This is a genomic window from Rhodoferax sp. BLA1 (assembly GCF_013416775.1).
Lineage (GTDB): Bacteria > Pseudomonadota > Gammaproteobacteria > Burkholderiales > Burkholderiaceae_C > Rhodoferax.
Genome location: NZ_SZVI01000013.1, coordinates 317786 through 341488 on the forward strand (window position 1 = coordinate 317786; position 23703 = coordinate 341488).

General features: G+C 62.1%; 20 protein-coding genes. 14 read left to right on the forward strand and 6 right to left on the reverse strand.

What is annotated here, in order from left to right:
* The first annotated feature begins 24 nt into the window (after positions 1–24).
* The 4 genes from kdpB (at position 25) to kdpE (ending at position 6239) form a co-directional block, all read left to right on the forward strand.
* On the forward strand, positions 25–2082 hold the full coding sequence (gene kdpB / locus FDG13_RS16890) for a potassium-transporting ATPase subunit KdpB (RefSeq protein ID WP_180130867.1): 2058 nt from the start codon (positions 25–27) through the stop codon (positions 2080–2082).
* A gap of 122 nt (positions 2083–2204) precedes the next feature.
* Complete coding sequence (kdpC, locus tag FDG13_RS16895; protein ID WP_180130870.1) at positions 2205–2795, forward strand: potassium-transporting ATPase subunit KdpC; 591 nt, start codon at positions 2205–2207, stop codon at positions 2793–2795.
* Positions 2779–5526: a DUF4118 domain-containing protein gene (locus tag FDG13_RS16900; protein ID WP_180130873.1), complete on the forward strand. Its 2748-nt coding sequence runs from the start codon at positions 2779–2781 to the stop codon at positions 5524–5526. The genes kdpC and FDG13_RS16900 overlap by 17 nt, the downstream gene beginning before the upstream one ends.
* Positions 5523–6239 carry a two-component system response regulator KdpE gene (kdpE, locus tag FDG13_RS16905; protein ID WP_180130876.1) on the forward strand — a complete coding sequence of 239 codons (717 nt, stop codon included), beginning with the start codon at positions 5523–5525 and terminating at the stop codon, positions 6237–6239. Before FDG13_RS16900 ends, kdpE begins: the two co-directional genes overlap by 4 nt.
* A 36-nt stretch (positions 6240–6275) precedes the next feature.
* Here kdpE and FDG13_RS16910 read toward each other — a convergent pair whose 3' ends face one another.
* The 3 genes from FDG13_RS16910 to crcB form a co-directional block, all read right to left on the reverse strand.
* Complete coding sequence (locus FDG13_RS16910; protein WP_180130879.1) at positions 6276–8681, reverse strand: YgiQ family radical SAM protein; 2406 nt, start codon at positions 8679–8681, stop codon at positions 6276–6278.
* A gap of 129 nt (positions 8682–8810) precedes the next feature.
* Positions 8811–9134, reverse strand: a complete 324-nt coding sequence (locus FDG13_RS16915; RefSeq protein WP_180130882.1) for a DUF190 domain-containing protein — start codon at positions 9132–9134, stop codon at positions 8811–8813.
* A 27-nt stretch (positions 9135–9161) separates the two neighbouring features.
* Complete coding sequence (crcB, locus tag FDG13_RS16920; protein WP_180132546.1) at positions 9162–9539, reverse strand: fluoride efflux transporter CrcB; 378 nt, start codon at positions 9537–9539, stop codon at positions 9162–9164.
* Positions 9540–9856: 317 nt separating this feature from the next.
* Between crcB and FDG13_RS16925 the strand changes: the two genes are divergently transcribed.
* The 3 genes from FDG13_RS16925 to FDG13_RS16935 all read left to right on the forward strand — a co-directional run bounded on the left by FDG13_RS16925 (position 9857) and on the right by FDG13_RS16935 (position 12753).
* A complete protein-coding gene (locus tag FDG13_RS16925) occupies positions 9857–11431 on the forward strand; it encodes a methyl-accepting chemotaxis protein (RefSeq protein WP_180130886.1) in 1575 nt (524 codons plus the stop codon).
* A 123-nt stretch (positions 11432–11554) separates the two neighbouring features.
* Positions 11555–12466 carry an acyltransferase gene (locus FDG13_RS16930; RefSeq protein ID WP_180130890.1) on the forward strand — a complete coding sequence of 304 codons (912 nt, stop codon included), beginning with the start codon at positions 11555–11557 and terminating at the stop codon, positions 12464–12466.
* A complete protein-coding gene (locus FDG13_RS16935; protein WP_180130893.1) occupies positions 12463–12753 on the forward strand; it encodes a hypothetical protein in 291 nt (96 codons plus the stop codon). Before FDG13_RS16930 ends, FDG13_RS16935 begins: the two co-directional genes overlap by 4 nt.
* A gap of 32 nt (positions 12754–12785) precedes the next feature.
* On the opposite strand, the gene FDG13_RS16940 is transcribed toward FDG13_RS16935, so the two are convergent.
* Entirely contained in the window at positions 12786–13367 is a 582-nt protein-coding gene (locus FDG13_RS16940; RefSeq protein ID WP_180130896.1) for an MOSC domain-containing protein, read from the reverse strand.
* 109 nt (positions 13368–13476) lie between these two features.
* Between FDG13_RS16940 and FDG13_RS16945 the strand changes: the two genes are divergently transcribed.
* The 5 genes from FDG13_RS16945 to FDG13_RS16965 are packed head-to-tail and all read left to right on the forward strand — an operon-like array spanning position 13477 to position 19452.
* Positions 13477–14427 (forward strand): triacylglycerol lipase, encoded by a 951-nt coding sequence (locus tag FDG13_RS16945; protein ID WP_180130899.1) that lies wholly within the window; start codon positions 13477–13479, stop codon positions 14425–14427.
* 5 nt (positions 14428–14432) lie between these two features.
* On the forward strand, positions 14433–15101 hold the full coding sequence (locus FDG13_RS16950) for a chromate transporter (RefSeq protein WP_255435301.1): 669 nt from the start codon (positions 14433–14435) through the stop codon (positions 15099–15101).
* A complete protein-coding gene (locus FDG13_RS16955; protein WP_180130902.1) occupies positions 15098–15694 on the forward strand; it encodes a chromate transporter in 597 nt (198 codons plus the stop codon). Before FDG13_RS16950 ends, FDG13_RS16955 begins: the two co-directional genes overlap by 4 nt.
* 9 nt (positions 15695–15703) lie before the next feature.
* Positions 15704–18940, forward strand: coding sequence for a PAS domain-containing hybrid sensor histidine kinase/response regulator (locus FDG13_RS16960; RefSeq protein WP_180130905.1), 3237 nt, complete (start codon positions 15704–15706; stop codon positions 18938–18940).
* A gap of 44 nt (positions 18941–18984) precedes the next feature.
* Complete coding sequence (locus FDG13_RS16965; RefSeq protein ID WP_180130908.1) at positions 18985–19452, forward strand: CreA family protein; 468 nt, start codon at positions 18985–18987, stop codon at positions 19450–19452.
* Positions 19453–19525: 73 nt separating this feature from the next.
* Here the strand turns inward: FDG13_RS16965 and rlmB are convergent, their stop codons facing one another.
* Positions 19526–20296 carry a 23S rRNA (guanosine(2251)-2'-O)-methyltransferase RlmB gene (gene rlmB / locus FDG13_RS16970; protein ID WP_180130911.1) on the reverse strand — a complete coding sequence of 257 codons (771 nt, stop codon included), beginning with the start codon at positions 20294–20296 and terminating at the stop codon, positions 19526–19528.
* 62 nt (positions 20297–20358) lie between these two features.
* The gene (locus FDG13_RS16975; RefSeq protein WP_218942775.1) at positions 20359–21525 is read right to left on the reverse strand and encodes an alpha/beta fold hydrolase; all 1167 of its coding nucleotides are present in this window, start codon (positions 21523–21525) and stop codon (positions 20359–20361) included.
* Positions 21526–21739: 214 nt separating this feature from the next.
* On the opposite strand from FDG13_RS16975, the gene FDG13_RS16980 reads away from it, so the two are divergent.
* Both FDG13_RS16980 and FDG13_RS16985 read left to right on the forward strand, forming a co-directional pair.
* Positions 21740–22588, forward strand: coding sequence for a DMT family transporter (locus tag FDG13_RS16980; RefSeq protein ID WP_180132549.1), 849 nt, complete (start codon positions 21740–21742; stop codon positions 22586–22588).
* Between the two features lie 59 nt (positions 22589–22647).
* Complete coding sequence (locus FDG13_RS16985; RefSeq protein WP_180130914.1) at positions 22648–23703, forward strand: PHB depolymerase family esterase; 1056 nt, start codon at positions 22648–22650, stop codon at positions 23701–23703.

A 23703-nucleotide genomic window follows, 5' to 3' on the forward strand; every position in this document is an offset into this window, starting at 1 on the left:
ACAAAAAAAAAGCGAGTCATTCTTATGAAAACAACAACTCTGAAACTGCTGGATGCTGCCCTGCTCAAGCCCGCTGTTCTGGCTTCTTTCACCAAACTCAGCCCGCGTGTGCAGTGGCGCAACCCGGTGATGTTTGTGGTCTACCTGGGCAGCATCGTGACCACCCTGCTGGGACTGCAGGCGCAGCAGGGCGCAGGCTTTAACCTGGCCATTTCGGCCTGGTTATGGTTCACCGTGCTGTTTGCCAACTTTGCCGAGAGTCTGGCCGAAGGCCGCAGCAAGGCGCAAGCCGCATCGCTGCGTGGCCTCAAAACCAGCACCTGGGCCAAGAAGCTGAAGGAACCGGTGCACGGCTCGACCTGGTTGCCTGAGCAAGCCGAAAACCTGCGCAAAGGGGACGTGGTGCTGGTGGACACCGGCGAGATGATCCCGCTGGACGGTGAAGTGATCCAAGGTGTGGCCACCGTGGATGAAAGTGCCATCACCGGTGAATCGGCGCCCGTGGTGCGTGAGTCGGGCGGTGACTTTGGCTCGGTCACGGGCGGTACCCGGGTGTTGTCGGATTGGCTGGTGGTGCGTATCACCGTCAGCCCGGGCGAGTCTTTTCTGGACCGCATGATCAGCATGGTGGAAGGTGCCAAGCGCCAGAAAACACCGAATGAAATTGCCTTGACCATTTTGCTGGTGGCGCTGACGATGGTGTTCTTGGTGGTCACCGCCACGCTGCTGCCGTTCTCCATCTTCAGCGTGGAAGCTTCGGGTTCTGGCACGGTGGTCAGCCTCACCGCCTTGATTGCTTTGCTGGTGTGCCTGATCCCAACCACGATTGGTGGCCTGTTGTCGGCCGTGGGTGTGGCCGGCATGAGCCGCATGATGCAGGCCAACGTGATCGCCACCTCGGGCCGGGCCGTGGAGGCCGCAGGGGATGTGGACGTGCTGCTGCTGGACAAAACCGGCACCATCACCCACGGCAACCGCCAGGCCTCAGCCTTTTTGCCCGCACCAGGCGTGTCTGAGGTGCAACTGGCCAACTGTGCAACGCAATCCTCCATGGCTGACGAAACCCCCGAGGGGCGCAGCATTGTGGTGCTGGCCCAGCGCCTGGGTGCCAATGAGGTTTTGACGGGTGAGGCGCTGGAAGTGCCTTTCACCGCGCAAACCCGCATGAGCGGCATGGATGCCAAACAGCACGATGGCAGCACGCGCCAACTGCGCAAAGGGGCAGTGGACGCCATTCGTAAACATGTGGAGGCGCTGGGTAGCCATGTGCCTGCCGAAGTGTTACGTGCCTCGGACGAGGTGTCACGGCGCGGCAGCACACCGCTGGCGGTGGCTGATGGCAGCCGGGTGCTGGGCATTGTGGAGCTCAAAGACATTGTCAAAAGTGGCATCAAGGAACGTTTTGGTGAACTGCGTCGTATGGGCATCAAAACGGTGATGATCACCGGGGACAACAAACTCACGGCGGCGGCGATTGCGGCCGAGGCCGGTGTCGACGACTTTTTGGCCGAGGCCACGCCCGAAGACAAACTCAAGCTGATTCGCCAATACCAGTCTGAAGGCCGCCTGGTGGCGATGACCGGTGACGGCACCAACGACGCGCCCGCCCTGGCGCAAGCCGATGTGGCGGTGGCCATGAACAGCGGCACCCAGGCCGCCAAAGAAGCCGGCAACATGGTGGACCTGGACTCCAACCCCACCAAGCTGCTGGAAATTGTCGAGACCGGCAAGGCACTGTTGATGACACGCGGCTCACTCACCACCTTCTCGATTGCCAACGACGTGGCCAAGTACTTTGCCATCATCCCGGCCATTTTTGTGTCGACCTACCCGCAATTGGGTGCGCTCAATGTGATGCAGCTGGGCAGCCCGAATTCAGCGATTTTGTCAGCGGTGATTTTTAACGCGCTGATCATCATGTTTTTGATCCCGCTGGCCCTCAAGGGTGTGGCCTACCGCCCGGTGGGTGCGGCGGCGCTGCTGCGCCGGAACATGGCGATTTATGGTTTGGGTGGCTTGGTGGTCCCTTTTGTGGGTATCAAACTCATTGACATGTTGTTGGTGGGCTTGCACATGGCATAGGGCATACCCGACTAAATACTATTCAAAAAATAGCTATCTGCCCTTTATTCATAAGGTCTAGAGGTCAATTTGTTAACAAGTTAAGTCCAGACCCTACCAAGACTAATTTCACAGGAAATTTCATGAAAAACATACTCAGACCCGCACTGGTGCTACTTTTTGCGCTGTCTCTTTTGACCGGTATCGCCTACCCGCTTCTGGTCACTGGGGTGGCCCAAGGCCTGTTCCCGACCCAGGCCCACGGCAGCCTCATCCTGCGTGACGGCCAGGTCGTGGGTTCAACGCTGATCGGGCAGCACTTCACCAACCCGGCTTATTTCTGGGGTCGCCCGTCTGCCACCAGCCCCATGGCCAACAACGCCGCAGCATCGGGTGGCTCCAACCTGGGGCCAATGAACCCGGCCCTGGTGGACGCTGTCACCACCCGGGTGGCGGCGCTGCGTGCGGCTGACCCCAGCAGCACAGCAGCGGTTCCGGTGGACCTGGTCACGGCTTCTGCCAGCGGGTTGGACCCGCACATCAGTCAAGCCGCCGCACAGTACCAGCTGGGTCGTGTGGCCAAGGCGCGCCAACTGTCCACCCAAGTGGTGCGGGGCCTGATCGACCAGGCCACCCAGCGCCCGGTGTTGGGCGTGCTGGGTGAACCGGTGGTCAACGTCCTGCAACTGAATATCGCGCTTGATGCACACTCTGGACATGCCCCTCTCAACTGACGCCAGACCCGACCCCGACGCGCTGTTGGCGCAGCTGCGCGAGGAGGAGCAGACGGTCAAGCGCGGCACATTGCGCATCTACTTTGGCGCCAGCGCCGGGGTGGGCAAGACCTACGCTTTGCTCGGTGCGGCGCGTCAGGCGCAGCAGGCCGGGCACAAGGTCTTGGTGGGTGTGGTGGAAACCCATGGCCGTCAGGAAACCATGGCCTTGTTGACCGATCTGAAGCTGTTGCCCTTGCGCAAGCTGCCCTACCGGGGTCAAGTGCTGCTGGAACTGGACCTGGATGCTGCTCTGGCCGCCAAGCCTGACATCTTGCTGGTGGACGAGCTGGCGCACAGCAATGCCCCCGGCTCGCGGCACCCGAAACGCTGGCAGGATGTGCAGGAGCTGCTGGATGCCGGTATCAACGTCTGGAGTGCACTCAATGTGCAACATCTGGAGAGCCTGAACGGCACCGTGGGGGCCATCACCGGCGTGCGGGTCAACGAGACGGTGCCCGACACCGTGCTGGATGACGCCGATGAACTGGTGCTGGTGGATGTCACCGCCGAGGAATTGCTGGCCAGATTGAAGGCTGGCAAGGTCTACATTCCCCAGCAAGCGCAGCGGGCCAGCCAAAACTTCTTTCGCAAAGGCAATTTGATCGCCTTGCGCGAAATCGCCCTGCGCCGCACCGCCGAACACGTGGGTGACGATGTACGCACCTACCGCACACGCCACACCCAGAAAACCCTCAGCAACCAGACCAGCGGCACACCGGCCTGGAACACTTCAGGTGCGATGCTGGTGTGTGTTGGGCCACAAGCGGGTGCCGAACACGCGGTGCGCAGCGCTGCACGTTTGGCGGGCCAGCTCAATGTGCGTTGGTTTGCTGCCTATGTGGAAACCCCGGCCTTGCAACGGCGCCCTGCGCCCGAGCGTGATCGGGTGTTGACCGTGCTCAAACTGGCCGAGGAACTCGGTGCCAGCACCGCTGTCTTGACCGGGGAGGACAAGGCCCAGGCCTTGATCGCCCATGCGCAGGGTTTGAACTGCGCCACCCTGGTGCTGGGTCGGCCCAGCAGCTCGCTCTGGCAGCAACTGCGCAGGACATGGCGCCCAACATTGGCGCGTCAGTTGGCCAACCTGACCCCGGGCATCGATCTGATCGAGGTCGGGGCCGCAGAGAGTGTGCGCAAATTGCCACCGGCCTTGCCACGCCCCGTGCAGGACGACACACCCGACAACAGCTGGGCACAGAGTGCGCCACCTTATGCCTGGGCGGCGGGCATGTGTCTGCTCACCACCTTGCTGGCCTTGCCCTTGGCGCGTTTGTTTGACCTGGCCAACATCGTCATGTTGTTCCTGTTGTGTGTGGTGCTGGTGGCGGTCAAGCTGGGCCGGGGGCCGTCGATGCTGGCGGCGGTGTTGTCGGTGGCGGTGTTTGATTTCTTTTTTGTGCAGCCGCGCTTCTCGTTTGCGGTGACCGACATCCAGTACCTGATGACCTTCCTTGTGATGCTGGTGGTGGGCCTGCTGATTGGCCGTTTGACCGCCAACCTGCGTTTTGCCGCGCAGGTGGCGGCCAGCCGTGAACAACGTGCCCAAGCGCTGTTTGAGTTAACGCGTGATTTGTCTGGCGCTTTGCTCACCTCCCAGGTGGTGGAGAGTGCCGAGAGTCTGGTGCGCCGTGTTTTTGGTGGTGAGGTGCGGGTGCTGCTGCCAGATGCCAACGACCAGCTGGATATGGCAGCCGATTTGCCCGAGACGCTGGACACCAGCGTGGCGGACTGGGCCTTTCGCCATGGGCAACGCGCTGGTGCCGCCACCACCACCTTGCCTGGCAGTCCCTGGCATTTTGTGCCCTTGCAGGCGCCGATGCGTGTCCGTGGTGTGCTGGCTGTGCGGGTGCCCAAACCGCGCTGGCTGCTGATTCCCGAACAGATCCAGCAGTTGGAAACCATGGCCCGCCAGATCGCCATCGCGCTGGAGCGGGTGCATTATGTAGAGGTAGCGCAGGCGGCGGTGGTGCAGATGGAGTCGGAGCGGCTGCGCAACACCTTGCTGGCCGCGATGTCGCACGACATCCGCACACCCTTGACCGCGCTGGTCGGGCAAGCCGAGGTGTTGGCCTCCTCCACCCCCTTGACACCCGAGCAACGCAGTTCCGCCAGGAGCATCGGTGAAGAAGCCCGTGAACTGAGTTCCCTGGTGACCAACATGCTGGAGATGGCCCGCCTGGAGAGTGGCCAGGTCGAGTTGCGCAAAGACTGGCAGTCGGTGGAGGAAATTGTGGGCAGCGCCATCCGCTCAGCCCGCCATGCGCTGGGTGAGCTGCAGGTGCGCACCGAGTTGCCGTTGGACCTGCCCCTGGTGGCCTTTGATGCCCACCTGATCGAGCGGGTGTTGGTCAACCTGATAGAAAACGCCGCCAAATACGGTGTGAGCTCCCCACCTGCCAAACCGGCCATACACATCAGCGCCAGCGTCACACCCAACACACTGGTGGTCAGTGTGCGTGATTTTGGCCCGGGCCTGCCGCACCACGTGAGAGGCCGGGAAGATGAACTGTTTGCCAAATTCACACGCGGCCACCATGAGTCGTCCACCCGCGGGGTGGGCCTGGGGCTGGCGATCTGCAAAGCTATCATCGACGCCCATCGCGGCAAGATCAGCGCGGCGCAGGCGGCTGACGCCGGTGCCATCTTCAGCTTCAGCCTGCCCAGAAACTCACCACCCGAAGTGCCATGACCCAGCCCGTCGTCATCCTGATCGAAGACGAAATCCAGATCCGCCGTTTTGTGCGTGCCGCGCTGGAGGCCGAGGGCTGGCAAGTGTTTGAGGCCGACACCGCCCGGCGGGGTTTGGCCGATGCCGGCACACGCAAGCCGGATCTGCTGATCGTCGACCTGGGCCTGCCCGACGGTGATGGCCTGGACCTGATCCGCGATGTGCGCGGCTGGACCAACGTGCCGATCATTGTGTTATCGGCCCGCAGCAACGAGGCTGACAAGATCGCCGCGCTGGATGCCGGTGCCGACGATTACTTGACCAAACCCTTTGGTCTGGGGGAACTGATGGCGCGGGTGCGTGCCAACCTGCGTCGGCCCAGAACCGTGTCAACCGAGACACAGGGTGAGGCCGATGCCTCAGCCAGCCCGGTCTTTGTGTTTGGTGAAGTGGAGGTGAACCGGGTGGAACGCGTGGTGCGCCGCGCCGGGGTGGAGGTGCATCTGACACCGCTGGAATACCGTCTGCTCACGGTGCTGATGACCAATGTCGGGCGCGTGATCACGCACAAACAGCTGCTGCGCGATGTGTGGGGCCCGTCCCATGCCGAGCAAAGCCACTACCTGCGTATTTACATGGGCCATCTGCGGCAAAAACTCGAAGCGGACCCGGCCCAGCCCCAACACTTGCTGACAGAAACCGGGGTGGGCTATCGCTTGCTCTGTGAGGCTTAAGACGCAGCGTTCAGCATCGTCCCACCCACCGACCTGTCAGCGCGGGCGGCGCGACGGTTTGGCGCTGCTGGTGCCGGTATCTCGTGGCGGCAAGCCGGTGTGCTGGGTCAGCATCCTGCCTTTGACCGGTTTGGCCGCAACGGCGCTCTGAGGTTTGGCACCCGACGGGGTCGAGTTCTTTTTGCGAGCACTCTGGTAACCGTCATCACCCAGCGGCTGCCAGGTCGGGATCAGGTGGTGTTTGCCGTTGCCAATCAGGTCTGAACGCCCCATGGCCTTCAAGGCCTCTCGCAATAAGGGCCAGTTGCTCGCATCGTGATAGCGCAGAAAGGCTTTATGCAGGCGCCGGCGTTTTTCACCGCGTACCACGTCAACCGTGTCGTCGTCGCTCTGCACCTCGCGCCGCACACCGCGCAGCGGGTTGCGCCCGGTGTGGTACATCGTGGTGGCGGTGGCCATCGGGCTGGGGTAGAAGGTTTGCACTTGGTCGGCGCGGAAACCGTGCTTTTTGAGCCAGATCGCCAGGTTCATCATGTCTTCATCGGTGGTGCCGGGGTGGGCCGCGATGAAGTACGGGATCAGGAACTGCTTCTTGCCCGCCTCAGCGGTGAACTTGTCAAACAAGGTCTTGAACTTGTCATAGGTGCCGATGCCCGGCTTCATCATCTTCGACAGCGGGCCCTGCTCGGTGTGTTCCGGTGCGATCTTGAGGTAACCACCGACATGGTGCTGGACCAGTTCCTTGACGTACTCGGGGCTCAATACAGCCAGGTCGTAACGCACACCCGAGCCAATCAATATCTTCTTGATGCCTTTGAGGGCGCGGCCACGGCGGTAAATCTGCACCAGCGGGTGGTGGTCGGTGCCCAGGTTCTGGCAGACACCCGGATAGACGCAGCTGGGTTTGCGGCAGGCGGCTTCGATCTCGGGGCTTTTGCAGCCCAGGCGGTACATGTTGGCCGTGGGGCCGCCCAGGTCGGAAATGGTGCCGGTAAAACCCTTGACCTTGTCGCGGATGTCTTCGATCTCTTTGATGATCGAGTCTTCCGAGCGGCTTTGGATGATGCGGCCTTCGTGCTCGGTGATCGAGCAAAAGGTGCAGCCGCCAAAACAGCCGCGCATGATGTTGACGGAAAAGCGGATCATCTCCCAGGCCGGGATCTTGGTGGCGCCGTCATGGCTGCCGTTCTCGTCCGCGTAGCTCGGGTGTGGTGCCCGCGCGTAAGGCAGGTCAAACACATAGTCCATCTCGGCCGTGGTGAGAGGGATCGGTGGCGGGTTGATCCACACATCTCTGGCGGTGGCGCCCTCGCCGTGCGCCTGCACCAGCGCACGCGCGTTGCCGGGGTTTGTTTCGAGGTGCAGCACCCGGTTGGCGTGGGCGTACAACACCGGGTCGGCCTTGACCTGCTCGTAACTGGGCAGGCGGATCACCGAGCGCTCCCGCGGCGGCAGTTTGAGCCGGCCACTGGTCAGCGCCGGGTTGGCGTAAAAGGTTAGCGGCTGAGCGGCAGCGGTGGCCACTGGACTGTTTGAGGAAAATTGGCCTGCAGCCCTTTTATCTTCAGGGCCGGTAGCTACTGAATCTGTAACACCTTGCCCGTCTTCCTTGGCACAGCTACTGCCCTGCCCCGCCGCTTGTTCGGAGGTGGTCTGGTACGGGTTGATATGTGACTCGATGCGACCGGGCTCGTCCACACTGGTCGAAGTGATCTCGAACCAGCCCAGGCGGCTGTCGTCATCGGTGCGGCGCACAAAAGCGGTGCCGCGCACATCGGTGATGGCTTCAATCGGCTCGCGCGCCGCCAGGCGGTGCGCCACCTCGACCAAAGCGCGTTCGGCGTTGCCGTACAGCAGCAAATCACATTTGGCGTCCACCACAATGCTGCGCCTGACCTTGTCGCTCCAATAATCGTAGTGAGCGATGCGCCGCAGACTGCCTTCGATGCCGCCCAAGATGATGGGCACGTCCTTGAACGCCTCGCGGCAGCGCTGGCTATAGACAATGGCCGCGCGGTCCGGGCGCTTGCCACCCACATCACCGGGGGTGTAGGCGTCGTCGGTGCGGATTTTGCGATCTGCCGTGTAGCGGTTGATCATGCTGTCCATGTTGCCCGCCGTCACCCCCCAGAACAGGTTGGGCTTGCCCAAGACCCGGAATGGCTCGGCGCTTTGCCAATCGGGTTGGGCGATGATGCCCACGCGAAAACCTTGCGCCTCCAACATACGACCAATCACCGCCATGCCAAAACTCGGGTGGTCCACATACGCGTCACCCGTCACCAGCACGATGTCGCAGCTGTCCCAGCCCAGTTTGTCCATCTCGGCGCGGCTCATCGGCAAATGGGGTACCGTGCCAAAACGCGCCGCCCAGAACTTGCGGTAACTGGTCAGCGGCTTGGCGGCGCGCGGGAAAAAAGACACGTCAACAGGGGCGTTCATGCACACTTCAGGGGATGGGGAAGCGCACGAGTGTAAGGTTTTGGGCTTGTCAACACGGCCATCAGGGCCTGAAACCCAAGGTCCAACGGGCTGACGACCGCAAGCGGGTGGCCCAAACCCGCAGTCAACTCAGTGGCTGGCGGCGCCGATCACGCCGTACTCCACCGGCACCTTGGTGTAAAACAGGCGGATGTTTTCCTGCGCCAGCAACGCAAACAGCGCGCTGACTTCAGCTTCGGACAGGGCAAAGGTGACCTCGACCGGCTGATCAGCCAGTTCAAAAAAATGGGCCGAGTGCAGGCGCCGGTCATGGCCCAGGCCTTCCGACGCAGCCAGCACGGTGCCACCGGCAATGCCCAGATCACGCGCCGCCTTGAGCAACCAGTCGGCCAGCGGCAAGCCGTGGTTGCGGCGGTCCTGCTGGGTGAAGAAAGTGACTTGGTAACCGTTCATCAGAAACTCCCCGGTAGATGGCGGGCCTCAGGTCAGCGCCGCCACCGTGGCCATGCCCAGGAACGTCATGGCCAGTGAACCCAGCACATGGGTGCTGATCGTGGCAAAAGCCCAGAACAGGTTGCCCTGCTGCAGCTGTGTCACCACCTCGGCGGAAAAGGTCGAAAACGTCGTCAGCCCGCCCAGAAAGCCGGTGATCACCAGCAATCGCCATTGTGGTGAGAGCTCGGTGTGCAGCGCAAAGTAGGACAGCGCTACCCCAATCAGGTATCCCCCCACCAAGTTGGCCACCAGGGTACCCGGTGGCAAAGACGGCCACAGACTGTTGAGCCGGGTGCTGAGTAACCAGCGCAACACCGCGCCCAGCGCCGCGCCCAGACTGATCGGAAGAATTGACGTCATCAACACAGCCACCCCATGAGCCCCCAAAAGCCGCCCATCTTACCTGCGGCCAAGCCTTGCGCCGATGCGCACAGTTCTGGTATGGTAGATAGGTGTGTGACACCGATCCGCAACGAGACATTGCGTTCTCTGGCACAACACAATGGTCGACACATAGCACGGTTGAGTTACATTTCCCACAAGGGATCATCACACCCGCGAAGAGGTTGGATCATGAGATTTACATACCAACAACACACGTTGTATGGTCCAGGATAGGCAAAATTTCTATGTCAACGACAAATACAAGCTCATTTGGTTCTTTACGTTTATCTCATCGCATGATGCTGGCCTTCGGGCTGATCCTGCTGATCCTGCTGTTTCTGACAGGTATTGCCATGCAGCGTGTCCAGACCATGGGCAGCGCACTGGACGCGGCGGCGGGCACAGGGGCACAACGCAGCCAGGCAGTCAGAGGCATTGAGCGCAGTGTCAGCAACTACGGCACCACCCTGCGCATGATTGGCACCTCGATGGAAAATGCCAATGCCAAAGGGCACGCGCAACTGACCGGCATCCACAAGAGCTTCAGCGAGAGCGCCACCAAGGCGCGCGCCATGATCTCCGACCCGGCAGGTATTGCCTTGATTGACGATGTTGAAAAACGCAGCGCCGCTGTGCAGGAACTGCTAAAGCTCGCCGCCCAGGAGGGGGGGGACCGTGGCCCGGATGCCGTTGGTTTTAATGTCCGTCTGATGTTCATCTCGGAGTTGCCCAAGTGGACAGGCCTGCTCGAAGAATGGAAAGTCAGCTCCGAGCGACTGACCGCCTGGGACGAAGAACAAAGCCTCTTGACCGCCCAGAGTTCTGCAGGGCTCAGCACCTCCACCCATCTGATTTTGCTAACAGGTGCGGCCATTGCGCTGGTGCTCGCTGCCAGCCTGGGTTGGTGGATCACCCACAATGTCACACAAGGTGTAGCACAGGCGGTGCAAGCTGCCAGACGCATGGCCGACCACGACCTGTCTGAGCCGGTGGTTTCAGGGCGTCGCGACGAAATCGGGCAGTTGCTGCTGGCGCTGGAGGATTTGCGTTTGAAGCAGGGTGAGCTGGCCTATGACGTGGTGCAAAGTTCACGCTCCATCATGCAAGGCGCCAATGAAATTTCCCAGGGCAGCACACAACTGGGTTCACGCACCGAAGACACCGCCAGCAATTTGCAGCGCGCCGCCCATGCCATGCGAACCTTGGTGACCTCGGTCGAACAAACCACAGAATCTGCCCGCAATGCCAACCGGCTTGCCGACTCAGCCCGCAACGATGCGGCGCAAGGTGAACAGGTGGTCTCGGGGGCTGTTGCCATCATGGCCAGTGTCAATGCCGCCTCGCGTCAAATCGCCGAGATCATCGGCCTGATCGATGGCGTGTCGTTCCAGACCAACATCCTCGCGCTCAATGCGGCGGTAGAAGCTGCGCGGGCGGGTGAGCAAGGGCGCGGGTTTGCGGTGGTGGCCACCGAAGTGCGCCAACTCGCCAGTCGCAGTGCGGTGGCCGCCAAAGACATCCGGGCTTTGATCCAGGACTCTCAGGCCAAAGTGGAACAAGGCTCACAACAGGTGGTCATCGCCGGTGATTCCACCCACAAGATCAGTGAATCCATCGGCCAGGTGTCGCAGATGATGGGCGTGATCCACCACGATGCGGCCACCCAGCTGCAGACCATCACCGAAACCCGTGAAGCCATGCAAGGGCTGGAGGACCTGGCCCAGCAAAACGCAGCCATGGCCGAAGAGGCCAGCGCTGCGGCGATTTCACTCACCGAGCAGGCAACCCGCCTGTTGGCTCTGGTTGAGAAATACAAGCTGCCCCCCATGACCCATGCCAGCAGCCTGGACGTCCCCAGAATTGCCTACTGAGCGCCAGGCTGTGTTGCGCGCCGTGCTTGTGCTCGGCGTGCCGACAAAGCAGGTTAAGCAAGAGAATCTCCTGACAAGGACGTCCTGACGCCGACGCAGGCGTCAGTCACACGGGATGGCACCATGCTCCACTTTTTACCTGCACCGCTGATTGGTACCTTGGCCAGCATCCTGATGCTGCTCAACATCCTGTTGTGGGTGCCCATTTTGCTGGGCGCATCCGTCATCAAACTGCTGCTGCCCTTCAAGGCGGTACGTCTGCTGATTGACCCACTGTTGCTGCGTATTGCCGAGGCCTGGATTGCCGGCAACAGCGCCTGGATGCGTCTGACGCAAAAACTCGACTGGCAGGTCAGCGGCATCCAGGATGTGAGCCCGCGCCAGTGGTACCTGGTGGTATGTAACCACCAGAGCTGGGTCGACATACTGGTGCTGCAGCATGTGCTGAACCGGCGCATCCCGCTGCTGAAATTTTTCCTCAAAAAGGAACTGATCTGGGTGCCCATCATGGGCCTGGCCTGGTGGGCGCTGGAGTTCCCGTTCATGCGCCGTCACAGCGAAGCCTATTTAAAACAACACCCTGAGGCGCGTGGACAAGACGCAGCCACCACCCGCAAAGCCTGCGAGAAATACGCACTGGTGCCCACCAGCGTGATGAATTTCCTGGAAGGCACCCGTTTCACGCCGGCCAAACAGCAGCGCCAGAAATCGCCCTACCAACACCTGCTCAAACCCAAGGCTGGGGGTGTCACACTGGCGCTGGACGCGATGGGTGAAAAATTTGGCGCGGTGCTCGACATCACCATCGTCTACCCACAGGGCCGCCCAACGTTCACCCAGTTCCTGATGGGGCGCGTGAACCGGGTGGTGGTGCAGGCGCGTACCCTGCTCGTGCCTGAGGACTCGCCCACACCGGGGCAAAGCCACGAGCAGGCGCTGCGCGAGACCGTTCAGCAGTGGGTCAACCAGCTGTGGGCTGAGAAAGACGCGCAGATTGCCCGCCTGCTGGCAACAAACCAACAGCCCACACCATGAGTGAATTGGTCCTGCCCGCCTGGGTGCTGGATGCGGTTTTGCTTTTCACCGTGCTGGAGTTTGTTGCGCTGGGACTGCGCTACCAACTCACCCGCCGCGGCTTGAACTGGGTTGAGCTCAGTCTGGGTTTGGCGCCGGGTTTTCTGCTGATGCTGGCGTTTCGGGTGTCAGAGCCAAACAGCTTGCATGGCCCAAGCCTGGCTTGCCTGGCGTTTGCCGGGCTGGTGCACATGGCGGACTTTTATCGCCGGTTTAGCAGGCGCCCGGTGGATGCTGGGGCCAAGTGACTGGTCAACGCCCTTCTTCGGCTTGACCCCGCTTAATCACGCTGGTGTTTGCGCATCTTGAGCCGAAAACTCTCAGGGATGCCCATCTGGCGCGGGCCGGGAATGACTTCAAAAGACTCACCCGCCTGCAGGCTGCCCGGCTCTTGCACCGCCAGATAAAAGCCGCAGAAACCGTTATTTGCCATGGTTTTGGCGGCGGTGTTGAAACCCATGGCCGCGTTGAACTTGTAACAGGGCTCGCGTGGTTTGGTCACGCGCAGCACACAGTTGGCAAAAGACAGCAGATCACCAATCCACACCTCGGACTCCAGCAGGCCTGAGAGCGTCAGGTTTTCACCCATGCTGCCCCAGGGCAAGGTCTCGTCAATGCCGGTGAGCCCCGCCGCCTGGCGCGCGGCCTGCCACAGCGGGTAGTGCTCTGACGGGTAGGCATACACCGCCTTGTCGAGACCACCGTGCACCGACAAGTCGACCTGCTCATCGCCCGACAAGCCCAGTGGCAACACTGGCAGCGGGCCCGCCACGGGTTGTTTGTGGATCGCTGTCATCACGGTACGGCCATTGATCAAGACGCGCCGGGCGTTGCCGGTCTGGAGGCTGATGACTTGGGGCATGTTTCGGCTGGGTTCTGAAAGAGGTTTGTGGGACGACCAGGGGGAGCGATGCAGGGAACGGCGGTTCTATCGCAGACAATTGTGACCCATCCCACCCCCTTGCCTGACCATGCTAGCTCTCCTCCTGCGTGCGATTTACCTGTTTCAACTGCTGTGTGGTGCCGTGCTGGGCAGCTGGCTGGCCATCGAGGCAACCCAGCAAAGCGGCGGCGCCTTGTCCCTGATTTGGCTGCCCTTGACCATGCTGTGCCTGCCGTTGCTGCTACAGTTTTTGGTAATCCTGACCTCCCTCATCCAGTCGCGTACAGGGGGGCCAGCGGCACTGTGGTGGCGGGTGTTGTGGGCCGAATACATCTCCGCGGTGCTGGTCTTCATGCTGCGCCAGCCTTGGCCACGCCGCCCCAACGGTGTGCAGATGCCATTGGCCACTCCCCCTGGCGAACTAGGCGCTGGCGCCGTGCCCGTGGTGCTGGTGCATGGTTACCTGTGTAACCACCGCGTCTGGGATGACATGACGCTGGCCTTGCGCCAGGCCGGGCATCCGGTGCTGGCTGTGGACCTGGAGCCGCTGTTTGGCTCCATCGATGACTACGCGGTGGTGCTGGAGGCTGCAGTCCAGCGTCTGCAGGCCGAGACCGGTGCGCCGCAGGTGGCGTTGGTGGGCCACAGCATGGGCGGTCTGGCGATCCGGGCCTGGCTGCGCACCCAGAACGCGGTGCAACTGGGCCGTGTGGCGCGTATCCTCACACTGGGCACACCACACCAGGGCACCCGTATCCCGCAGCCGGTGGCCACCCCCAACGGGGTGCAGATGCACTGGCACAGCCCCTGGATTCAGACCTTGCAAGCCAGCGAGGGTGCTGCGCAGCACGCGCTGATGCATATTGCCTTGAACCTCAACGACAACATCTGTTTTCCACAAACCGCGCAGGTGCTGCCGGGCGTGGCAGTCACCGAATTCAGTGGCATCGGCCACCTGGAAATGTGCCGCCACCCGCGTGTGATCGACTGGACCTGCAAGCAGCTGAGCAAGCAGACGCTCGAGGGAGTGACAGCGTGAGGGGCATGACCAACTATTCGGACATGAAAGACGGCGACCTGGCCCTGCTGGGCCGCTCGCGCCCGCTGTCCCTGAGCCAGCTGTTCTGGGCCTTCACCTGGCTGTCGCTGCAGGGTTTTGGCGGTGTGCTGGCGGTGGTGCAGCGTGAACTGGTGGACAAACGGCGCTGGCTGAGCCGCGAGGAGTTTGTCGAGGAATGGGCGGTGGCCCAGGTGTTGCCCGGTGCCAATGTGGTCAATCTGTCGCTGATGCTCGGTGACCGTTATTTTGGCTGGCGTGGCGGGCTGACGGCCCTGGCCGGGCTGCTGTGTTTTCCGCTGCTGATGGTGCTGGTGGTTGCGGTGCTGTTTGCCGGTGTCTCAGACCTGCCCCAGGTGCAAGGAGCGCTGCGTGGCATGAGTGCGGTGGCTGCAGGCATGATTGCCGCCGTGGGCCTGAAGTTGTTGCCGTCGTTGAAAACAAATGTGCTTCCAGCCCTTTTGCAATGGGCCATGATAGCTTTCACTTTTGTAGCAATTACGGTGCTGCATGTGCGCCTGTTGTGGGTGCTGTTGATTGTGGGCGGGCTGGGTGCGCTGTGGGCTTACCGGCTGCTGGACCGGCCCCGCCCCGCCCAAGCCGAACCTGACCCGGACTCGGGCTCCGAGCCCGCCCAGACGGGAGACACAGCATGAGCATCACCCTGACGGCGGCCGACTGGTTGCTGCTGCTGACCCATTTTTTGTCGCTCTCGCTGCTGGCCATTGGTGGTGCGGTCAGCACCCTGCCCGACATGCACCGCATGTTGGTGAACGATCAGCATTGGTTGCTCGACAGCCAGTTCAACGCCTCGGTGGCGTTGGCGCAGGCCGCGCCCGGCCCGAACGTGTTGTTTGTGGCGCTGCTGGGCTGGAACGTAGGGCTCAACGCCAGTGGTGCAGCAGCGGGCAGCCAGCTGGCCTGGGCCTATGGTCTGGCAGGCATGGCACTGGCCATGCTGGGAGTGCTGCTGCCCAGCACCACACTCACGCTGATGGCCTCGCGCTGGGCCCACCACAACCGCGATCTGCGCGCGGTACGGGCCTTCAAACAAGGCATGGCGCCGGTGGTGGTGGGGCTGCTGCTGGCCACTGGCGCGATCCTGGCCCTGAATCCGGGCAACACGCCAGACCATTGGCCGCTATGGCTGCTGTCCGCCAGCTGTGCGTTGTTGGTCTGGCGCACCAAACTGCATTTGTTGTGGCTGCTGGGTGCAGGTGCCCTGCTGGGCTGGTGGGGCCTGGTCTAACATCCGGCCATGACCCAGCCGCGCTCTTCGTCAAAGTATCTAGCAACCCAGGCGCAGCCGCCTGGGGCCGGGGCAGCATCACCGATCAACACCTCCACCCGCTGGCTGGTGGGCATCACGCTGCTGTGCCTGCTGCTGGTGTTTGGGCTGCGCGCTTATTTTGACCACCTGGAAACGCAGATCCGTGAGCGGGGTGACAACGAGCGGGCCCGCCTGATGGTGGGTGAGGAGATTGTGCGCAGCAGCAGCCAGGTCGAGAAAGAGTTTTACCGGCTCGCCATCACACCCGATGAAGCGGGTGTGGCCGACACCCTCAACCACATCGACCAGCATCTAGACGAGCTGTTGCACAACCTGGATGTGCTGCAAAACGGCGGCCGAACCCAGCGTTTGGCCCTCGATATGCCGGGTGAAATGACGCACCAGACCACGTTCCAGCCTGAGCCCGGCAGCCAGCCGATGACCGAGGCGCTGGCCAGCTTGCGGCCGCAGATCAACCAGATCCGCGAACGCACCAATGCACTGCTGCCGCTGCTGTCGATGCGCTGGCTGGCGTTAAACGCCGGTCGTTCCGCCGAATTTCTGGGCACCGAAAAAGTGCTGGCGGCTGAACTCAAACAGATTTCCCCGCAGTTCGAGCGCATCAACGTCGGTGCCAACCAGCTGCTCAAAGAGGGTGACCTGCGCCTGCGCACCCTGCAGGTCGATCTGGTGCGGCAAAGCCAGCAACTGCGGCAGATGGAAACCAGCTTGATTGCCCTGGTGGTGGTGCTGGGCGGCGCGCTGGTGCTGCTGTTCATGCGCCGTCTGGCCCATGCGCTGAAAGACACCTACCGTGCCCGCAAGGAAACCGACGAGCAACGCGCACAGAACGCGGCCATTCTGGACACCCTGGCCGACGGTGTGTACACCACCGATCTGGACGGCAACATCACCTACGTCAATGCCGCCGCCGTTCGTCTCCTGGGCTGGCCTGCGGCCGACCTGTTGGGCCAGAATGCCCATGCTGCGTTACATCACACCCGGCCCGATGGTTCAGCCTACCCGGCCTCAGAGTGCCCGCTGTACGCCGCGCTGACACAAGGCAACACATTGCACGGGGAAGACCACCTGGTGCACCGTGACGGTCATGTGATCCCGGTGTCTTTTGGCGCCAGACCCCTGCAACTCAAAGGCCAGCTGGCGGGCTCACTGCTGTCGTTCCAGGACGTCACCGAGCGGCTGGCGGCACGCTCACAGCTGCGGCTGCAGCAAGCCGCGCTGGATGCTGCGGCCAATGCCATCGTGATTGCCAACCGCGCGGGGGTGATCAACTACGTCAACCTGGCTTTCACCCAGATCACCGGCTACAGCGCGCTTGAGGCCATCGGCCAACCCACCAGCATGCTGCGCTCCGGCGTGCATGACGAAGCCTTCTACAGCCACATGTGGCAGACCCTGCTCAGCGGCAAGCCGTGGGAGGGTGAGCTGAGCAACCGCCGTAAAAATGGCGCGCTTTACCTTGAACAGATGACGGTGACCCCCATCACTGAAAACGGTCAGATCACCCACTTTGTCGCGATCAAACGCGACATCTCCGACGAGGTCCATACCCGCACCCAGCTCAAGCTGATCGAGTCGGCGATTGGCGAGACCAACCAGGGCATCCACATCATGGATGCCACGCCCCACCCCGAAGGCCCGCTGATCCTGTATGTGAATGCGGGTTTTTGCCGCATCACCGGGTATTCAGCACAGCAATGTATCGGCAGGCGCCTGAGTTTTCTGCGCAGCCCGGACAACACCGAAGCCGAGCTTGAACCCATCCGCCAAGCCATCAACCAGGGCCTGAGCCTGACCCAGGAGGTGAACTACCAACGCCAGGACGGCACCAGTTATGTGGGTGAGCTGCACCTGTCACCGGTGCACAACGAGCGGGCGCAGGTCAGCCATTTCATCGGTGTGTTGACCGACATCGGGCTGCGCAAACAGGCCGAGGCCGCACTGCGCGAGGCGCGTGACCAGGCGCTGGAGAACTCCCGGCTCAAGAGTGAGTTCCTCTCCACCATGAGCCACGAGATCCGCACCCCGATGAACGGCATTGTGGGCATGACCGAGCTCCTGCTCGACACCCCACTCGATGCGGAGCAGCGCGACTTCACCGGCATGTTGCGTGAGTCGGCCCAGGCGCTGATGGACATCATCAACGACATCCTGGATTTCTCAAAAATCGAGGCGGGCAAACTCGACATCGAACTCACCAGCTTCGACCTGAGCCAGGTGTTGACCAGTTCGGTGGAGATGCTCGGCATCAAGGCGCGGGAAAAGTCCCTCAGCTTGTCCTGCCAGATTGACCCCGGCCTGCCGCCCCGGCTGCTGGGCGACCCGACCCGGCTGCGCCAGATTGTGCTCAACCTGGTGGGCAACGGCATCAAATTCACCGAGTCTGGCAGCGTGACCCTGACGGCCCGGCCGGTCCACGACAAAGACACCCAGCAGCTGCGCATCGAGGTGACCGACACCGGCATCGGCATCAGCCCCAGTACCCAGGCCAGGTTGTTCCAATCTTTCACCCAGGCCGACAGCTCCACCACCCGCAAATACGGCGGCACCGGCCTGGGCCTGGCCATCTGCAAACGCCTGGTGGAACTGATGGGCGGCGAGATTGGTGTCAACAGCCAACTCGGCCATGGCGCGACCTTCTGGTTCAGCCTGCCGCTGTTGACCCTGGACCCGGTCAACCCACACGAGTCGCCGCAGTTTGTCGACTCGCAGCTGTTCATTCCCAGCACGGACGCAGCCCCTGAGTTGGGCCAGCCCCCCACAGAGACCCCAAGTGCGCCGCTGCACCTGCTGCTGGCCGAGGACAACCTGGTCAACCAGCGTGTGGCCAAGCTGCTGCTCAGCAAGCTGGGCTACCCGCTCGACATCGTGGACAACGGGCAGTGGGCCGTGCAGGCGGTGACCGAGTCATTGGCGGGCAGCGGCCCACGTTATGCCGCGGTGCTGATGGACTGCCAGATGCCGTTGATGGACGGTTTTGAAGCCACCGCAGCGATCCGCAACTTGCAGGCCGACGGGCTGTCTCACTTGCCCATCATCGCGATGACCGCCAATGCGATCCAGGGTGACCGCGAACGCTGTCTGGCCGCTGGCATGGACGATTACCTGAGCAAACCGATCCAGCCCGAGCACTTGCGCCGAGTGCTGGAACAATGGGTCGGCCCGGCGCTTGCACCCGCCAGCCTGGCCCAAGCCCAGGTTTGATGCCAAATCACCCTCAAGCCCCCTTACAACAAGGACACCCTGCTATGAAAAAATTACTCTTGTCGGTTCTGCTGGGCTGCACCACACTGGCGACCAGCGCCGAAACCATTGGTGATGTCAGCACCACCTTCAAGCTGCTCAGCCCCAATGACAAGGTGGTGGTCGATGTGTTTGACGACCCGGTGGTGGACGGTGTGTCGTGTTACCTGTCCCACGCCAAAACCGGCGGTTATGCCGGTGCGCTGGGCCTGGCTGAGGACACCTCGGACGCGGCCGTGGCCTGCCGCCAGGTTGGCCCGATCAGTTTCAAAGAGAAGATCGACAAACAAGACGAGGTGTTCAACGCCCGCTCGTCCTTCCTGTTCAAACACGTGCGCGTGGTGCGTATGGTGGATGTCAAACGCAACACGCTGGTGTATCTGGTGTACTCCGACAAGATCATTGACGGCAGCCCCAAAAACAGCGTCACAGCGGTGCCGGTGCCAGCCAACCAGCCGATTCCGGTCAAATAGGTTTTACAAGGGAAATTGGCAACCAGCCCTTATACAGAAAAGGCTAGTAGCTATCAATAAAATAGTGCTCTGCTCAGGCTGAACGCTGGCGCAAGGCCTCGTACAGGCAGACACCGCTGGCCACCGAGACGTTCAAGCTCTCGACCGCACCACGCATCGGGATGCTGACCAGCTCGTCGCAGGTCTTGGCGGTCAGCGCCCGCATGCCGTCACCCTCGGCGCCCAGCACCAAGGCCACCGGGCCTTTGAAATCGGTCTGGTACAGCGTGCGTGGTGCCACGTCGCTGGTGCCGATGATCCAGATGTTGCGTTCTTTGAGTTCGTTCAGGGTGCGCGCCAGGTTGGTCACCATGAAATACGGCACGGTCTCAGCCGCGCCGCTTGCCACCTTGGCCACCGTGGCGTTGATGCCCGCTGCGTGGTCCTTGGGCGCAATCACCGCATGCACACCGGCGCCGTCAGCCACACGCAGACAGGCGCCCAGGTTGTGCGGGTCGGTCACACCGTCCAACACCAAAATCAGCGGCTGTTCACGCTCAGCCACCGGTTTGTCGAGGTTGGCGGCTTCCAGTTGCTCCAGCAACTCGTCGAGCGAAGTCACCTGCGCCAGCTCATGCACACGCGCGGCCACACCCTGGTGGCCATGGCTGCCAGCCAGCTTGGCCAGGCGCATGCCGTCGGCCTCGATCAGACGCACACCGGCTTCATTGACCCGGTCGATGAACTGGCGCATGCGGGCATCACGCCGGGTCGGCTCAAAATAGATTTCGACGATGGATTGCGGCGCGGTTTTCAGGCGCACGCCCACGGCATGGAAGCCGAACAGAACTTTGGGGGTAGACATGGCGCCATTATCGCTGGCACACACCGGCTGGCTAGCCGCCTGGGCACACCACTCGGGGTGACCTACTTGCCGTTGAACTGCTGGTCCAGCCAGTCGTAGGCAGCGTCCTGCGTGCTGGCGAGGAATTCGTGTGTTCCGGGCAGCAAACGCGCGTCAAATTTGCTCTCGGCTTTCCAGGCTCCCCACACCTTGCGCATCTTGTCAAAGGAGGCGTTGACCGAGTCGACAGGGAACAGCCCGTCCTTCTCCCCCGCAAAGAACAGCGCGGGCTTGGGGGCGGCAAGGCTGGCAACGTCGGGGAAATCGAGGTGGCGATGCATGCCCGGGTGCAGCATGTTCCAGGCCGACGCGCCCTTGAGCTGGTTGTTGCCCGGCACCATCAAGCCCTGCGTGGTGGCCATCCAGTTGACGGCGATGCTGGCGGTGACGGCGTCAGACAGCGCGGCGGCTTGCCAGGCACGGAAAGCGCCCATCGAGAAACCAATGGCTGCGACCTTTTTCTTGTCAACGCCCGGTTGTGCGGCGAGGAACTCGGCGGCGCGTGTATCTTCAAGCGCCATGATTCCCGCTAGCGAGGTGCCGATATTGAAGCTGTTGGCTGCCACCGCCTGCTGTATCTCAAAAGTCAGTGCGGCGCGGTCACCCCAGCCCAACGCATCGGTAGCCAGGACAACATAGCCGCGTTTGGACAGTTCGTCGCCGGGAAATCTCTCGCTGAAAAACTTTTTTGCCCAGGCCTTGGAGGATTCCAGGCGCGCATCGTTGTTCCAGGTCTGGATCAGTTTTTCCTTGCCGATGTCAAACTTCGAGCCGTGGTCATGCAGCATCAGCGCGGCGGGGAAAGGACCGCTGCCTTTGGGCACCAGCAGCAGGGCCTGAACACGGCTCTCTGCCGTGATGTTGAAGACAATCTTGCGGGCCAGGTAGCTGCCACGATCCTGTTCGTCCAGCACAACAGCGTTGAACGGCGTTGTATCGGGCGACTGCAGGGTGAGCTCCCACATCTTGTCGCGACCGACCTGGCGCCATGCAGCAAGGTCCTTGACCTGCGGGGTCCAGGCCAGCTTGAAGTCGAGCTTGGCCTTGATGGCCTCAAAAAAAGCCGGCATGTTGTTCTGGATGCCGACGGTCTGGAAGTCAGTATCTGCAGCCGACGAGGGTGAAACAAACCCCATCGACAGCACACTGCAGAGCAGAAAACGACGGATGGAAGGCTTAGGCGTGGGCACGAACGTGTCTCCTTTTGTGGTTGTGACCGATAACATGCCTCTACCATACCTCATGGGCGGCGTGTGTTGTCCTAGCCGCCTGCCCCCAAGCGGCTACCTGGCTCGACCCGGCCCCCAAGTGGTCATGATCTGGCGTTACAGTCCTGTGGTGAGCTCTACTTCGACACCCCTTCATACCCATTCCCACCACGGCAACCTTCGCAGCATTTCGGCCATGCTGGTGGCTGTGGGCTTTTTTGCTTTCATGGACACCATCTTGAAGGTGTTGTCCACCCATTACCCAGCCCTGCAGGTTGCCGCGTTGCGCGGCTGGGTGGCGCTGCCGCTGATCCTTGTCTGGATCCAGTGGCGTGGCAGCTGGCACACGCTGCTGCGCATCCGCTGGCCGCTGCACCTGCTGCGCGGTGTGTTGGGCATTTGTATGCTGAGCCTGTTCACCTTCGGCGTCAAACAGCTGCCCCTGGCCAATGCCTACACCTTGTTTTTTATCGCCCCGATTCTGATCACGCTGCTGTCGGCTCCGGTGTTGCGTGAAAAAGTGCCGCGTGCACACTGGTGGTCGGTGGCGGGCGGCATGGTGGGGGTGCTGGTGGCGCTGCGACCGGGCGCCGATGGGCTCGTGAGTTGGGGCGGGCTGGCGGTGTTAGGTGCTGCAGTGTGTTACGCGGTGGCAGCGGTGGCGGCGCGGTTGTCGAGCCGCACTGACTCCAATGAGAGCATGATGTTGTGGATCATGGTGATATTGGCGCTGGGCGCCGGTGCTTTAGCGGCGCCAAACTGGGTCACGATCCGCACGGACGACCTCTGGCTGCTGGCGGCGTTGGCGGTGGTGGGGTTTGGTGGCCAGTTGGCGATCACCGAGGCCTTCCGGCATGGTCAGGCCTCGGCGGTGGCACCGTTTGAATACACCGCCTTGGCCTGGGGACTGGGTGTGGACTGGCTGATCTGGGACACCCTGCCCGACCACTACACCCTGCTGGGCGGTGCCATCATCATCGCCAGCGGTCTGTATGTGGTGCGCCACGAACGCAAAGCCGCTGCTGTGCTGATCGAGCGGCCCTGATCTGACCCACCGGGGCCTACAAGCAACCGCCCTGTGCCAACCCACTTTGGAAAGAGGGCATGAACAACACCTTACAAAACCTGCTGCGCCAAGCCAGCCAACTGACCCAATCCGGCCGCCTGGCAGAAGCCACTGCGGCCATCCAGCGCCTGTTACACGGCCGACAGCCCGGGGCCGGGGCCGCGCTCACACCCAGCGCCAGCCCGGCTGCCGCACCCGATGTGCGCGATGGCGGTGTGATTGAGGTCAACACCGCTGGCACGGCCAAGCTCAACCAGGGCGAATTCATCAGCGGCAGCCACAGCCACCAGCAGTTGACCCGCCGCTACAAACTCTATGTGCCACCCGGACACCTTGGCAAAACCCTGCCCTTGGTGGTGATGCTGCATGGCTGCAAACAGAACCCGGACGACTTTGCCGCAGGCACCGGCATGAACCAGTGCGCCCAGGCCCTGGGCCTTTTTGTGCTGTACCCCGAGCAGGCCGCTGATGCCAACCCGTCTGCCTGCTGGAACTGGTTCCAACACCAGCACCAGCAACGCGGCGCCGGTGAACCCGCCCTGATCGCCAGCCTGACACAGGCCATCACCCAGCAATACAACATCGATGCCCAACGTGTGTATGTGGCCGGGCTGTCGGCCGGTGGCGCCATGGCGGCGTTGCTGGCAGTGGCCTACCCGGACGTTTTTGCCGCTGTCGGTGTGCATTCGGGCCTGCCAGCGGGCGCGGCAAGCAACGTGGCGCAAGCGCTGATGGTCATGAAACGTGGTCGCACATCGGACACACCTGCCATCAGCCTGCCCACCATCGTTTTTCATGGGGATGCCGACAGCACCGTGCACCCCCACAATGGTGAACAACTGGTGGCCAGTGCCCGGGGTCGGGTCCCAGGCCAGCCCCAGCTGGAACACGGGCTCAGTGCCCAGGGTCAGGCCTACACCCGCTCGATCTGGCCAGCCCAACCTGGCCAGGCGGCGGTGGAATACTGGCAGTTACACGGCGGTGGGCACGCCTGGTCGGGCGGTCGCTCTGAGGGCTCGTTCACCAACCCGCAAGGTGTGGACTCCAGCGCCGAGATGCTGCGCTTTTTCTTGAGCCAGCGGCGCGGGAGCTAG